The sequence below is a fragment of the Psychroserpens luteus genome (assembly GCF_015319355.1).
Lineage (GTDB): Bacteria > Bacteroidota > Bacteroidia > Flavobacteriales > Flavobacteriaceae > Psychroserpens > Psychroserpens luteus.
In genome coordinates, this window is record NZ_JADILU010000004.1 from 347,107 (window position 1) to 362,173 (window position 15,067).

At 31.3% G+C, this 15,067-nt stretch carries 13 protein-coding genes; 4 read left to right on the forward strand and 9 right to left on the reverse strand.

Annotation, left to right across the window (positions count from 1 at the left end; genetic code table 11):
• Nucleotides 1–10 precede the first annotated feature (10 nt).
• The 9 genes from IM744_RS11440 to IM744_RS11480 all read right to left on the reverse strand — a co-directional run bounded on the left by IM744_RS11440 (nucleotide 11) and on the right by IM744_RS11480 (nucleotide 10,152).
• Complete coding sequence (locus IM744_RS11440) at nucleotides 11–1,000, reverse strand: hypothetical protein (RefSeq protein ID WP_194508277.1); 990 nt, start codon at nucleotides 998–1,000, stop codon at nucleotides 11–13.
• A gap of 87 nt (nucleotides 1,001–1,087) precedes the next feature.
• Entirely contained in the window at nucleotides 1,088–1,726 is a 639-nt protein-coding gene (locus IM744_RS11445) for a sulfotransferase (protein WP_194508278.1), read from the reverse strand.
• A gap of 1 nt (nucleotide 1,727) precedes the next feature.
• Nucleotides 1,728–2,951: an ABC transporter ATP-binding protein gene (locus IM744_RS11450; RefSeq protein WP_194508281.1), complete on the reverse strand. Its 1,224-nt coding sequence runs from the start codon at nucleotides 2,949–2,951 to the stop codon at nucleotides 1,728–1,730.
• Nucleotides 2,952–2,996: 45 nt separating this feature from the next.
• A complete protein-coding gene (locus IM744_RS11455) occupies nucleotides 2,997–3,836 on the reverse strand; it encodes an ABC transporter permease (RefSeq protein WP_194508282.1) in 840 nt (279 codons plus the stop codon).
• A 183-nt stretch (nucleotides 3,837–4,019) separates the two neighbouring features.
• Entirely contained in the window at nucleotides 4,020–4,997 is a 978-nt protein-coding gene (locus tag IM744_RS11460) for an SDR family oxidoreductase (protein ID WP_194508283.1), read from the reverse strand.
• The gene (locus IM744_RS11465) at nucleotides 4,997–6,289 is read right to left on the reverse strand and encodes a nucleotide sugar dehydrogenase (protein ID WP_194508284.1); all 1,293 of its coding nucleotides are present in this window, start codon (nucleotides 6,287–6,289) and stop codon (nucleotides 4,997–4,999) included. The genes IM744_RS11460 and IM744_RS11465 overlap by 1 nt, the downstream gene beginning before the upstream one ends.
• Before the next feature lie 2 nt (nucleotides 6,290–6,291).
• Complete coding sequence (locus IM744_RS11470; RefSeq protein WP_206694484.1) at nucleotides 6,292–6,879, reverse strand: sugar transferase; 588 nt, start codon at nucleotides 6,877–6,879, stop codon at nucleotides 6,292–6,294.
• Between the two features lies 1 nt (nucleotide 6,880).
• Entirely contained in the window at nucleotides 6,881–9,355 is a 2,475-nt protein-coding gene (locus tag IM744_RS11475) for an exopolysaccharide transport family protein (RefSeq protein WP_194508285.1), read from the reverse strand.
• A 5-nt stretch (nucleotides 9,356–9,360) separates the two neighbouring features.
• A complete protein-coding gene (locus tag IM744_RS11480; RefSeq protein WP_194508286.1) occupies nucleotides 9,361–10,152 on the reverse strand; it encodes a polysaccharide biosynthesis/export family protein in 792 nt (263 codons plus the stop codon).
• A 104-nt stretch (nucleotides 10,153–10,256) separates the two neighbouring features.
• Here IM744_RS11480 and IM744_RS11485 point away from each other — a divergent pair, with 104 nt between their 5' ends.
• The 4 genes from IM744_RS11485 (at nucleotide 10,257) to IM744_RS11500 (ending at nucleotide 14,617) form a co-directional block, all read left to right on the forward strand.
• Nucleotides 10,257–12,125 (forward strand): ABC-F family ATP-binding cassette domain-containing protein, encoded by a 1,869-nt coding sequence (locus tag IM744_RS11485; protein ID WP_194508287.1) that lies wholly within the window; start codon nucleotides 10,257–10,259, stop codon nucleotides 12,123–12,125.
• Between the two features lie 102 nt (nucleotides 12,126–12,227).
• The gene (locus tag IM744_RS11490; RefSeq protein WP_194508288.1) at nucleotides 12,228–12,998 is read left to right on the forward strand and encodes an O-methyltransferase; all 771 of its coding nucleotides are present in this window, start codon (nucleotides 12,228–12,230) and stop codon (nucleotides 12,996–12,998) included.
• 28 nt (nucleotides 12,999–13,026) lie between these two features.
• Nucleotides 13,027–13,839, forward strand: a complete 813-nt coding sequence (locus IM744_RS11495; protein ID WP_194508289.1) for a class I SAM-dependent methyltransferase — start codon at nucleotides 13,027–13,029, stop codon at nucleotides 13,837–13,839.
• A 91-nt stretch (nucleotides 13,840–13,930) separates the two neighbouring features.
• On the forward strand, nucleotides 13,931–14,617 hold the full coding sequence (locus IM744_RS11500; RefSeq protein ID WP_194508290.1) for an ABC transporter ATP-binding protein: 687 nt from the start codon (nucleotides 13,931–13,933) through the stop codon (nucleotides 14,615–14,617).
• The last annotated feature ends 450 nt before the right edge of the window (nucleotides 14,618–15,067 follow it).

Genomic DNA, 15,067 nt, shown 5'->3' on the forward strand with positions numbered 1-15,067 from the left:
TATTTACTTTCTATTTTAAATCACCTTCTATATTTTCAAGATATTGATTGACCAATAGCTTTGTAAATACTTCTGCTCCATTAGAATTTAAATGTCCTAAATCAAAAATGTTTTCTTTTTTATACAATTCAGGAAACTTTTTAGGACTAGACAAATCAATTAGATTTTTCTTTGGGATTAATTTAGATAGGTTTATTAGATTTCTATCTAGTACAATCTGAGGTAAAACGAATACTAATTCAATTCCTTTTGCCTCAGAAATATCTATTAAATGTATTATCCTTTGTAAATTTACTTCATCGTAATTATTATTTGGTAAATTATGATATTCTATTAAATCTGAAACTCTTTTTTTTAGCACAACATTATCTAAAGAATAGGTTTGTTTTCTATGAATTAAATCACTTCTTACACTTTCATCTTTTGTTGTTTCTAATTGATTATCAAGAGAATAATATCCAACATTATTTGGCCCATTATATGCCAAATTAATATTATTATCCATTGATAACGTTTGTTTAAGATGTTTAATATCAAATAGGTTATATGAATTACAAATAAAATAATCTTTTACACCTTTAATTTTTTCATCTAATCTTAGAGTTGAATTATTTTTTATTGATTTATAGACAAATTTTAAATCTGATAAATTTTGCCAATATGTTGTTCTCTCTTTGAGCATTAAATCTTTAGAAATTAAGTTAATAGGCATTAATTCTATAAAAACTAAATCTACATTATTTGCGATTTCAGATTTAATGAAATTTTCATATAAATAATATGTTTCTGGACAAAATGTAGCTGGAGCTCCTAAGTTATATGATTTTTTTATATCATGAGAAGCGTTGTTATAAAGTTGATCAAAGATTATTGGATCTATTTGCCTGTAGACTCTGCTCGAACCGAAGAAATAAGTATTTGGTAATTCTACATCTTTAGATTCTAAATATTCTATTTTTGAAGAATACCAAGGATTTCCCCAATGGTAACTACTAAACAATAAAAAAAATTGATTCAGTAGTAAAATCAATACTATAAACATTGATGTTTTAAATAAAAATTGTTTCACAATAGAATCATATTAGTCTTAACTAGTTTTATTTTCCCAAGGAAAAGTCTCATGTAAAGGTGTTTTATTTAAAAACTCACAAAGCCTTTTATAATCATCTTTTATCGATACATTAATCACAAGTAATTTTTCAGGTTTAGCTCTAAAGTATTCCATGACATTTTCATTATGATTTTGATAATAACGTATCAAAATATCTTTATTATATGGATCATCCTCAGGTGTATCAAATAGCATTCTATTAACTTCATATGCATAACCCTTATAGTGATAGTTCGCCTCCTTTAACTGCTGTATTGTTGGCGGATCTATTCCATTGCCCCATAATTTCGAGTGAAAATTAGTTAAAGAACTATACCATTGATCTGAATTATCTCTAACCGATAAAATAAACTTTGCATTCGGAAAACATTGATCGAGAACACTATAAGTAAAAGGTAATGAAAAAGGGACATCCTGAAATGCTTCGGCAGTTTTACATAGCTTAATTATAGCTTTAAAATCTCTTTTATACCAATCATTAATTAACAACTCACCATCACGCTGAACTCCTAGGCTATAGTTAAAATCCTTAAAAGTCTTTTCTATTGTGGTCGTTCCTGTTTTATTTAAGCCAATACAAAATATTTTATTTCTATTTCTTTTACTAAAATTCATACTATTGGTTTATAAATTTAGAGTCTAGTAAAAATGGTGGCCATATTTCTGTTTCATGAATTACTTGAAAATTTAAAATGTCATTGATGCGCAATAGTGGCTCTTTAGTTTTAGCACTATTAACAGAAATATTTATTGCATAGATCCCTTTTGATAATAATAAATTATCATGTTCTATCGTAAATTGAATACTATTCTCTTTAATTATTAAATTAGATTCTAAAACATTTGGTTCTAGCAGAGCAACTGGACGCTGTTCTTTATCAAATATAGTAACCATAAAAATTGGCGCTTCCTCCATATTAATGGTACTAAACCTAAAAAACAATCTCAAATCATCTTTCCAATGTAATTGTAATATATCATTATGAGTGCTTGCTCCTAGCATCTCTACTTTATCTAATTTAATACTACCATCATTAAAGACAGTGTTTATTTGATTACTAGCAAATCGTGTATAATACAAATCAATAGCTTTACCTACATCATCACCCTGAAACTGAGCACAACCACGTTCCATTAAAATAATTTGTGTACAAATACGAGATACCATTGGCATACTATGAGACACAAATATTACTGCAGTATGTGGCAAAATGGTATCTATGGTTTTAAAACATTTTAAAATAAACCCTAAATCACCAACAGCTAATACTTCATCGATAATCAATATATCTGGTTCCATTTGAGCAGCCACAGCAAATCCCAAACGCACTTTCATACCACTACTATAATTTTGCACTGGCATATCAATAAACTCCTCCAACTCTGAAAAAGCAATAATTACTTCTAATTTACTATCAATTTCTTTTCTCGTAAATCCTAAAATCGCACCATTATTATAAATATTTTCACGCCCTGTTAATATAGGATTAAAACCAGCACCTAATTCTATTAATGCACCTACTCTACCTTTTATAGTAACTTTACCTTCATCTGGATTGATAAGACCATTTAAAATTTTCAATAGCGTCGATTTCCCTGCTCCATTATGACCAATTAAACCCAGACACTCTCCTCGTTTTAATTCAAAATTAATATCCTTAATTGCCCAAAACTCCTTTGGTCGTAATAACGATTCGTTTGTATTTCCACGAATACCATTAATCAAATCTTTTACACCATACCAAAGACTTGTTTTCAAATCTTTACAAAATTTCTTACTTAGGCCTTCTACCTTTACAAGAATTTCTGAATTATTATTGGTTTGATGATCGTTAGACATTTATTATGATTCTTTTCTTTAATATTATTTAATTTATTTTAAAAATTAGGCACTTAAGCGCTCTACAATTATAGGGATTGAGATACGATAAATGACTAACGCCAAAAACAAAAGAGGGATACACACTGCAACTACAATTATAAAATACCATAGATATTGAGGGCTAAAACCAACAATTAAATCTCTTGCTGTAAGTACAATTGGCGTAATTGGATTCCAAACCATGATAGTTTTCATGATTCCTGAAGGTGGTATCGCGTAAACAACTGGAGTAGCATACATCAAAAATTGCATCCCAAATGTGATCAATTTGCTTATATCTTTATATAATAACCCCAAAGGTGTTAAAAATAAACCTATGGTAGTTCCAAAAATGATGGCACCCAATAACGCCATTGGCAAAAGAAGAAGACTCCAATGAAAACCAACACCAAAAGCAAAAATCAAAATAACTAAAAGAATCACTTTAATAAAACTATCGAAAAGCAATTTATAAATTCCTGAAATAATAAGTGCTTCTTTAGGGAAGTTGATCTTCGTTAAAATCCCTTTGGAAGCCATTGTGTTTTGAATGGGTGAATTAATTGAGGCTACAATTATAGACCATATTAGAGTACCTGAAAATGCATAAACTGGATAAGGAATACCTGTGTCTGATAATTTAATTGTACCACTACTATTTAAAATAATCCAAACCAATGCAGTAGTTAATGGCATTATAAATGCCCACAAAATACCTAAATAAGACTGTCTATATTGCGCTTTTATATCTCGCTCTGCCAGTTGTCTTGATAAAAACCGAGATTTGTAAATATCTCGTAAACTAGCTTTTAAAAGCGTACCTATTTTAATGGTTCTTTCTTTTTTATAAATATGTGTTTCCAAAATAGTAGGTAATTATAATTGCTAGAATCTCATCATTAGATTATTTAAGCCAATATAAGTAATTGAATCGTGTTCTAAGAATTTAGCAACTGAAAATAAAGCATTGCATTCACTAGATCATATTATCAAAAAAATGAATCTAGCAATCTACATCACTATTAATAGCGACCCTCATCTTGAGTTTTATTTAAAATTATCCCAAGTAATCCCTAAACCTTCTCTTACCGTATATTTTGGGTCGTAACCTAATAGATTTTTTGCTTTGGAAATATCTGCTAAAGAATCTCTAACATCACCTTGTCTGTTAGGTCCATGAATGGCTTCAACTTCAGAATTCGCTGCAGTTTTTAAAGATTCCCATAAATAATTGATTGTTATGCGCTCTCCACATGCTACGTTAAAAACTTGATTCTTTGCTTTTTCAGAAGCAAAAAAACCTTTTACATTAGCCTGAACAACATTATCTATATATGTAAAATCTCTTGTTTGCTCACCATCACCATTAATCTTAGGTGATTTCTCATCTTTTAAAGATTGCATAAACAATGGAATCACTGCTGCATAAGCACCATCTGGGCTTTGCTTAGGACCAAACACATTAAAATACCTTAAACCAATAACGTCTGTATCATATGTTTTTCCGAAGACATCTGCATACAATTCATTCACATATTTAGTAACTGCATATGGTGATAATGGTTTCCCAATAATATCTTCTACTTTTGGCAAGGATGGACTATCTCCATAGGTAGAGCTCGATGCAGCATACATCATTCGTTTTACAGATGATGAATCTTTGAGCGCAATCATCATATTTAAAAACCCTGAGATATTAACTTCATTTGTTGTTGCAGGATCGTTAATTGATCTAGGAACAGACCCTAAAGCAGCTTGATGAGATACATAATCAATATCTTTCATTGCATCTTTACAGGTTTGTAAATCTCTAATATCGCCTTCTATAAGTTCAAAAGCTGGATTAGCGTGAAACTCAGTTAAATTGTATCTGTGTCCATTAGAAAAATCATCTAAGACACGAACTTTCTTAGCATTATATTTTAAAAGGTATTCTACAAGATTTGAACCTATAAATCCTCCTCCTCCAGTTATTAAAAATGATAACTGACTTAAATCTTGATTGTGATAGTTGTTTTCGTACATTATAATCTGGCGTCTACAGTTTCTATTGGAAGTAATGATTTCACATCAAAAATAACTCCAATTTCCGATTTTAATTTTTGTAAATCTATTTTTAAAAATTCATTATGTGATACTGCTAATACAATGGCATCATAATCTGTTTTCAATTGAGATTCGCTATCTAATAAATCCAAACCATACTCATGAGTTACTTCTTCTTTCGAAGCCCATGGATCATAAACATCTACATTGACGTTATAAGTTTCAAATTCTTCAATGATATCAATCACTCTTGAATTTCTAATATCTGGACAATTTTCTTTAAATGTAATTCCTAAAACAAGCACATTAGAATCTTTAATTCTTGCACCTTTCTTAATCATCATCTTTACAGTCTCTTGAGCGACATAGCCTCCCATACTGTCATTCATCTTACGACCAGCTAAAATAATTTCAGGATTATAACCAGATTCTATCGCTTTTTGAGCAAGATAATATGGATCAACACCAATACAATGTCCTCCTACTAAACCAGGAGAAAAATTGATGAAGTTCCATTTTGTACCTGCAGCTTCTAGAACAGCTTTGGTGTCAATATCTAAAATTCTAAAGATTTTTGATAATTCATTAACAAAAGCAATATTTATATCTCTCTGAGAATTCTCAATAACCTTAGCTGCTTCTGCTACCTTAATTGAAGGTGCACAATGCGTTCCTGCTGTTATAATAGATTTATATAAATCATCAACAACTTTAGCTATTTCTGGAGTAGATCCAGACGTTACTTTTAATATTTTGGTTACTGTATGTAGCTTATCTCCTGGATTAATACGTTCTGGAGAGTATCCAGCAAAAAAGTCTTCATTAAATTTCAATCCGGAATTCTTTTCTAAGATTGGCACACAAATATCTTCTGTCGCTCCAGGATAAACCGTGGATTCATAAATTACAATATCATCTTTCTTTAAGACTTTAGCAACATTTTCACTAGCTTTGACTAAAGGTGTAAACACTGGTCTTTTAAACTCATCTGTTGGTGTTGGAACCGTTACTATGTAGACATTCGAGTCTGCCAAATAACTAGGATCATTAGTTATAAATAATCCAGTTTTAGAATTTGAATCAGAGGTAAGCACAGACTTAAGATGGTCATCTTCGACTTCTAAAGTTTTATCCACTCCATTATTGAGTTCTTTAATACGTTTCTCGTTGATATCAAACCCAATGACCATATATTTTTTTGCAAACTCAACTGCTAGAGGTAAACCTACATATCCAAGACCTAAAATTGTAATTTTTTTACTGCTATTCATTCTCAAGTAATTAATGATTTAATAAGAAAGCTCAAATCTAAATAAAAACTCCAATTCTGCACGTATTTTTTATTTATTTCGACTTTATCTTTCCAAATAATCGTTCTATTGTAATTTTCCGGGTTAGGTTGCTTAGATAAGATATCTTCCTCGTTTCTGTATTTTAATGTAGCTGGTCCAGTTATCCCTGGTTTTACTTTTAAGACGATGCAATCTTCACCTCTTAATTCATCTGCAAAACCCACAATATCCGGTCTAGGACCAACAAAACTCATCTCCCCAATAATAACATTGAAAATTTGAGGAAGCTCATCCAATTTATAATGCCTTAAAAATCGACCTAAACGAGTTGCGCTCATATTCAAATGCCCCAAAAGGTGTTCTTCTGATTTCAGCGTTCTAATTTTAAAAATCTTGAAAGGTTTGGCATGTTGCCCTATTCGTACTTGAGTAAACACACCAAATTGTATAGTATCTAGTGTTGAGGCGATAACTAAAACAATAATTGGAACAATTAAGATAGGAAGAAGCAATAAAGATGCTGTCAAATCGAAAATACGCTTCTGGATTAATTGGTGTTTACTAATCAACTTAAAAACGTTTTAAGAACCGTTTAAAACGAGACCAATACTTATTGTCATCCTTTTCATGATAAGCATTCCCATATACACCATAACCATAACCGTAACCATAACCATAACCATAACCATAGTTATGATTTGTTTTGTGTTTATAAAAGTTTAATACAAAGCTTATATTCTTTACTTCTCCAACTTTATACTTAGCATTAATGAGCGATAACATTCCTTTTTTTGTATAATCTAAACGCACCATAAAAATAGAAGCATCAGCATATTGAGTCAATTCTAATGCATCAGTTACTAATCCAAGTGGAGGCGTATCTAAAACAATAATATCATATTCTAATCTTAATTTTTCAATTAACACCTTCATTTGATCACTCATCAATAACTCTGAAGGATTTGGAGGCACAGGTCCAGATGGCACCACATCTAAGTTTTCAATATGAGTCTGATATTTAACTTCTTCAAATGTATTTTCACCAATCAAATAATTAACAATTCCCTTATCATTATTAATATTAAAATCTCCAAAAATCTTAGGTTTACGCAAGTCTAAACCTAATAAAATGGTCTTTTTACCAGACAAGGCATACACGGTTGCAATATTTATAGAACAAAATGTTTTACCTTCACCACTAACCGAAGAGGTAATCATTAACGTTTTTCCTTTACCTGTTTCATCTTGTTTCTTATAAATAAACTGCAAACTAGAACGAATAGATCTAAAGGACTCTGCCACTGCCGATTTAGGTTTTTCAAAAACAATTAAATTATTCTTGTAATTATATTTTCCAATTAAACCCAAAATTGGAATATTCGAGAGTCGCTCAACCTCATCTGAACCATGAATGGTATTGTCGAGAAGAAAAATCACAAAAATTAAAAACATTGGAGCAAAAAAACCAATCATGAGTGCCATCATGTAATTCAAAGATTTGTTTGGTCCAATTGGTCTATTCCCTATATCTTTAGCCTCATCAATAACATTTAAGTCAGAAACGTTAGCTGCTTTCACTATCGCTGCTTCACTTCGTTTAGACATATAGGTATCATACGCCTCTTGACTAATATCCATTTTACGTTGAATTTTCAGATATTGTTGCTGATCCTCTGGCAAGCCACTCAACTGGCGTTCTAATTTAGCTATATTACCATTCAAAATATTAAGCTGTACAGACAAGGTTGATTTAGTAGCATCAATAGTTTCTAAAAGCACGTTTTTAGACGAATTAATTTGTCGATCTAAATCTTTAAATAAAACAGACCCCTCTTTTGTCGTGTAGGCTAAATTTTGACGCTCTATAGATAATGCTGTAATCTTTGAAACATTTGTTAAGATATTGCTCTCTGTTATCCCAACAGAGGTAGGAGCTGCTATATTGGTGAATTCTGTTTTGGTATTTAAATATTTCTCTAAAGAATTAAGATAATTAAGTTTAGATTTTTGATTTTCTTTATCGAGTTCAATTGCAGCCAGTCTAGTTGAAATTTGAGACATTTCGTCATTTACATTTAAAACCTTATTTGATTTTCTAAATGAATTCATCTCATCACCAACATTTTTAAGATTTGTATTGACGACCCCTAAAGTACTATCAATAAATTTTATGGTATTGGTCGCATACAAATTTTTACGTTCCAATTCAGTCTTACTTAAAATACCACTGGTCGCATTCAAATAGTCAACAATCTTAGCTTTATTATTACCAATAAGTGATAGTTTTAAAACTGAAGACGATTGAGAAAATGTTCCTATTTTAATTTTTGTTTGATAAACATATACAACATTATCAAAATCCGAAAACTTTACAAAATATTCCGCATTTGGTATAAAATTTAAGTTCTTGTCTAATAATACTACTGCGTTAAAAAAGGGCAACTCTAATGGTTCTCCAAATGAGAACGTTTGACGAAAACTCCCTACAGGAAGCGCTGTTGTATATTTTCTTTTATCCAAATATCGCTGGACAGTTCCTTTGTTTGATTCAAGATCAACAAAGAGTTCAAATTGGGTGTCATTAAGTATTTTAATTCCTATTGGTTGTTGTAAAAGTTGTCCTTTTGATTTATCTATATTTACTGTAAAAGGGACTCTTCCATAAACATCTCTCATGTTATATTTACCCTGAGACAGGTAGGTCATATAATATTGTAAAGAATCTACAACTTTTTCATTATGACTCCTTGTTTTAACAGTAGTCATAATTTGACCTACTTTTCCTGAAGTACCTCCCCAATTAAATGAGATACTTGTATTGGCAGTAAAAAAAGGGTTTTGCTCACTTTCTATGGATACTAGAGAATCTAAATTATAAATATTTTCTTTTCTTACATTGATTAGATAAGCAAAAATTAATGCGATCCCAATACTAATAAATACAAGTTTCCATAAATTAAGAGCCTTAAACAAGTAACCTCTCAGGTCAAATGAAGAGCCTCTTGATTCACTAGAGTCTATATCTTGTTCTTCAGAATATGACATAAATTTTATCTATTTATTATAAGGTAAGTGGTTACAATTAATGACACAGCAGAAAGTATTGTTGTAAACGTCTGCACTCCATTTGTCCCTAATCCCCAAGTTTTTTGTTTTAGTGGTTTTATATAAATAATATCATTAGGTTGAATGTAATAATAAGGTGAATTCATAACAGCTATATCTGTTAAATCTAGAGAATGAATCTTTTGCCCTTGTGGATATTGTCTTATAATTTGCACTTGCTTTCTATTTCCTGTTATAGGAATTTCTCCTGCATTTGCGACAGCTTCAAAGATATTAACCCGATCTTGAAATAAAATCTGTGTTCCTGGAGACCCAATTTCACCACTGGTTGTATATCTTAATCCTGCTAATTTTACAGTTACAAAAATATTAGCAGTCTCTTTAAATTGGTTCGTTAACAGCTGTTGCTCTATTTGTTCTTGAATTTCTTTTGTAGAAAAACCTAAAACATTAAGTTCTCCAAGTGTAGGTACTCTTATATTCCCATGTACATCTACTGTAAATCCATCAAAATATGCACGTTCTGCTCCACTCGCATTTAAATTACCATCTCCCACAGGATTAAAAATAACTGCATTTTCTTGATCTAATACCTTGATACGAATATTCAAAATATCATTAATTTGTACACGATATGGTTTTTGCTGTTCTACCATTATCTGAGTAGAATCGGTAGCTGTATTTTTATTTTGAAGATAAACAATATCTTTATGAGGAATACAAGAAGTTGATAATATACATAGTAACAATCCTGTAAGCAATAATAGTCTATTCATTATAATGTTGCTTGTTGCTTCACAAATATAGTTTATCACTATTAATATCAAAACTATTAGTCGTTTTTTTGAGTAATATCGCTTTCTTTGTAAAAAATACGACATTGAACTATTTAACTGTTGAAAACATATCAAAATCTTATGGCGAATTAGAGCTCTTCAAAGACCTCTCTTTCAGCATCCATAAAGATGATAAAATAGCATTCGTTGCTAAAAACGGGAGTGGAAAAACCTCAATCCTAAATATCTTATCTGGTGCAGACGTTCCAGACTCTGGACAAATTGTGATGCGAAACGGGTTGCGTGTCTCATTTTTATCACAAGACCCTCAGTTTGATCCAAAATTAACAATCAACGATACGATTTTTAATTCTGAATCACCTCAGCTAAAAATCATAGACAACTACGAAAAAGCATTACAAAATCCTGAAGATGCAGAAGCTTATCAAAAAGCTTTTGAGCAAATGGAGATCCATAACGCTTGGGAATTTGAATTGCAGTTCAAACAAATATTATCGCAACTTAATCTCAATAATCTAGAACAAAAGATTAGTACGATGTCTGGCGGACAAATAAAACGTCTCGCTTTAGCACAAGCCTTGATAAGTAATCCTGATTTATTAGTACTTGATGAGCCGACTAACCATTTAGATTTAGAAATGATAGAATGGCTAGAGCAATATTTCGCTAAGGCACAGTTTACCTTATTTATGGTAACGCATGATCGCTACTTTTTAGAACGTGTATGTAACGAAATCATTGAGTTAGATCATGGAAAAATGTACACCTACAAAGGTAATTACAGCTATTATTTAGAAAATAAAGAAACAAGAATCGCTCAGGAACAAGTTGAAACTGGCAAAGCAAAACAACTCTTTAAAAAGGAGTTAGAATGGATGCGTCGTCAACCAAAAGCAAGAACTACAAAATCTAAATCTCGTATTGATGATTTTACAGATATTAAGAAACGTGCACACCAACGCAGAAACGACCATAAGATTGAATTAGAAATCAATATGGAGCGCTTAGGAAGCAAGATTGTAGAATTCCATAAAGTATCAAAATCATTTGATGACCTTGTAATTCTCGATGATTTTGAATACACCTTTAAGCGTGGTGAACGTATTGGTATTATTGGAAAAAATGGAACTGGAAAATCCACTTTTCTAAATATGTTGACTGATAATTTAGAACCAGACGCTGGTAAAATTATAATTGGGGAAACCGTAAAATTCGGTTACTACACACAAGGTGGAATACACGTCAAAGAAGGCCAAAAAGTTATTGATGTTATTAAAGAGTTTGGGGAATTTATTCCATTACAAAAAGGACGTCAAATTAGCGCGAAGCAATTGTTAGAACGCTTTCTTTTCGACGGAAAAAAACAACATGACTACGTAGAGAAATTAAGTGGAGGCGAACAAAAACGACTGTATTTATGTACCGTTTTAATTCAGAATCCTAATTTCTTAATTCTTGATGAGCCAACAAATGATTTAGATATTGTCACTTTAAATATTCTTGAAGATTTCTTATTAGATTTCCCAGGATGTTTACTCGTTGTTTCTCATGATAGGTACTTCATGGATAAAATTGTAGATCACCTCTTTGTATTCAAAGGCAAAGGTGAAGTTCAGGATTTCCCTGGTAATTATACCGATTATCGCGAATATGAAGCTTCAAGTCCTAAGGAGGAAAAAGTAGAAATAACAACCTCTAGCACTTCGGAAAATCAACAAGACCAGAACAAAGCAGATAAATTAACTTACAACGAACAGAAAGAATACAAAAACCTAGAAAGCAAAATACGCTCACTAGAATTAGACAAGAAAAAATTTGAAGCTAAGTTTCTAGACGAAAGCTTATCTCAAGATCAAATCACCGAATTATCTAAAAAACTTCAAAAGATTATTGAAGATATTGCTACAAAAGAAACAAGATGGTTTGAGTTGGCGGAAAGATTAGGCTTATAAAAACATTAAGTCGTAATATTTTTTTTTATTAAGTTGGTAATACCAAAATTTAAGAACAAACTGAATTTGGAAATCAGAAACTTGAACTCATAGACTAGAAAAGTGTTTCAAATCATTCAATACATAAAATTCTTATTTAAATCCACCAATCAACATGGTGTACATTCCCCTTTTGTATATGATTTAGCAACTAAATGCTTTTATGATTACACTAAATATCCAGACTATTTAAAGCTTAAAAACTATCGCAATTCATTATTAAGAAATAAATCTATAATTGAAATAACAGATTTTGGGTCAGGTTCAAGAGTCTTTAAATCAAACGAAAGACAAATTAGTGCTATTGCAAAAAACTCGGGTACATCTTTAAAACGTGCCCAATTGCTATATCGTGTTGTTAATTACTTTAAACCAGAACACACTTTAGAATTAGGAACCTCTTTAGGTATCGCAACTCAAGCTATGGTTTTAGGTGATTTTGATCATTCAGTAATCTCTCTAGAAGGTTGTCCAAACATCTCAAAATTTACAACACAGCAACTTTCCGAAGAAAACATCTATAATATAACAATAAAAACAGGAGAGTTTGAGTCCATCCTTCCGAAATTAAAAAAAGACACATACGATCTCATATTTTTTGATGGAAACCATAGTAAAGCTGCAACACTCAACTATTTCAATCTATTGATTAATAAAGCACACAACGACTCAGTATTCATTTTTGATGATATTCATTGGTCAAAAGAGATGTTAGAAGCTTGGGAACATATCAAATCACATCCAAAAGTAACCGTAACAATAGATACCTTTTTTTGGGGTTTTGTTTTCTTTAGAAAAGAACAAGCTAAAGAAAATTTTAAATTGCGATTATAAAACATATATTCGCAAAATAATATCAAACATGAGCAATTCAGATTTAAATAAAACACTAGAAGTCAACAAGAAACAAGCTGTATTCTACAATACGAAAAAGAAAAATCTTCCAACTAAAATATGGTCTAACATTAGAGAGAAAACTCTAAAAGGTATTCGTAGAGAACTTAATATTCTTCAAGGTTCTTATAACTTACACAAATCATGGTTTGGAGACTTAAAAGATAAGAAAGTTTTAGATCTTGGATGTTTTTCAGGAAATTATCATTCTTTATTTTTAGCCGAAAACAGCAAACAATATATAGGCTTAGATTTAAGTGAATCTGGGATTAATCGTTTAAATAAAAAACTGGAACATTTACCTAATGCAAAAGCTGTTGTTAAAGACTTTTTATCTGAAGATTTCAAAGAAAAAGATTTTGATATCATTTATGCCTATGGTGTTTTACACCATTTTGAAAATGTGGATTTACTCATTTCAAAGCTTAATGAAAAACTGGCGCCAAAAGGACGCATTATAAGTTACGATCCACTAGAAACGAGCAGACCAATTTGGCTGATAAGAAAATTATATAGACCTTTTCAATCTGATGCTGCTTGGGAATGGCCTTTCAACAGAAAAACACTTAAAAAGTTAGATTCTAACTTTAACATTCTTGAAAAAAGAGGTGTTTTAGGACATGCCAAATGGTACTTTATTGTTAATTTATTACCGCTTCCGAAGAAAACGAAAGTAAATATTGGAAAAAAATGGCATAAAAAAGATTGGGAAAAATCCAATGCTTCTATGTCTCACCTATACAAATGCATGCAACTGACTATGCACATGCAAAAAAAGTAATTACAAATTTCGTAACAAAATAGAACTACAAGCGTCAAACTAATTGAAATCTGTATCTTGCAGAAGCATCAATTAAAAGTCAATTCTTGTTATGAGCAACGTCATTGAAATTAGAAATATCATTCGTGATTTCCAATTGGGTCAAGAAACCGTTCACGTTTTAAAAGGCATCAATTTAGATATAGAACTTGGTGATTATGTCGCTATTATGGGACCTTCGGGATCTGGTAAATCGACGCTCATGAACCTTTTGGGTTGTTTAGATACACCAACTGCAGGATCTTACATACTCAACGGTAAAGATGTCAGCCAAATGAGTGATGATGATTTAGCTGAAATTAGAAACACCGAAATAGGATTCGTATTTCAAACCTTCAACCTCTTACCAAGAACAACTGCATTAGACAACGTAGCTTTGCCAATGGTTTACGCAGGAAAGTCTAAGGCAGAACGCACCAAACGTGCTGAAGAAGTTCTAACTGAAGTTGGTCTAGCAGACCGCATGGACCATAGACCAAACCAACTTTCTGGTGGTCAGCGCCAACGTGTAGCTGTAGGTCGTGCTTTGGTAAACAAACCTTCTATTATTTTAGCAGATGAGCCAACAGGAAACTTAGATTCTAAAACAGGTCATGAAATCATGGCTCTTTTTGAGGAGATTCATAAAGCAGGAAACACAGTTATCATGGTAACGCATGAAGAAGAAATTGCAGCGCATGCACGACGTGTAATTAGATTACGTGATGGCTTGGTTGAGACTGACACTTTGAATTATTAATACTCAACTCTCCGTTTTTAATGGTTTGAATTAAAAAAATATTATGCTTTGGATTCTTATCATTTCATTTGTTTTATTAGCCCTTTTTCTAGGAAACCCAATCAAGAAAAAAAGAGATTTTGGTGAGAACATAAAAAGAAAAAAGAATCGACGAAAATTTAAGTAATCATAACCTAAAAAATTCCTTCCCTTTTTTCAAGGGAAGGTGGATTTGATTTCGGTAAAGAAATCAAAGACGGAAGGGTTACTAATATCATACCTAGCTTTTAAATTTCAATCAAATTAAAATAACCACCTCGTCTTCATTCTCTTTATTGAGAATGAATCCACTCCTCCTTCAGAAGGAGGAGAATTAAAAAGACTTAATTTCAAAAAAGCAATAGTGATCACATAATAATACACTTTGCTCATGTAAACTTCCGGGATTGCGAGACGTTTTTAAAACCCGTA

What these genes read in the sequence shown, in the direction of transcription:
- IM744_RS11445 (WP_194508278.1), bottom strand. Translation starts at nt 1,726, where the DNA reads ATGAATTTTAGTAAAAGAAATAGAAATAAAATATTTTGTATTGGCTTA.
- IM744_RS11450 (WP_194508281.1), bottom strand. Translation starts at nt 2,951, where the DNA reads ATGTCTAACGATCATCAAACCAATAATAATTCAGAAATTCTTGTAAAG.
- IM744_RS11460 (WP_194508283.1), bottom strand. Translation starts at nt 4,997, where the DNA reads ATGTACGAAAACAACTATCACAATCAAGATTTAAGTCAGTTATCATTT.
- IM744_RS11465 (WP_194508284.1), bottom strand. Translation starts at nt 6,289, where the DNA reads ATGAATAGCAGTAAAAAAATTACAATTTTAGGTCTTGGATATGTAGGT.
- IM744_RS11475 (WP_194508285.1), bottom strand. Translation starts at nt 9,355, where the DNA reads ATGTCATATTCTGAAGAACAAGATATAGACTCTAGTGAATCAAGAGGC.
- IM744_RS11480 (WP_194508286.1), bottom strand. Translation starts at nt 10,152, where the DNA reads ATGAATAGACTATTATTGCTTACAGGATTGTTACTATGTATATTATCA.
- IM744_RS11495 (WP_194508289.1), top strand. Translation starts at nt 13,027, where the DNA reads ATGAGCAATTCAGATTTAAATAAAACACTAGAAGTCAACAAGAAACAA.
- IM744_RS11500 (WP_194508290.1), top strand. Translation starts at nt 13,931, where the DNA reads ATGAGCAACGTCATTGAAATTAGAAATATCATTCGTGATTTCCAATTG.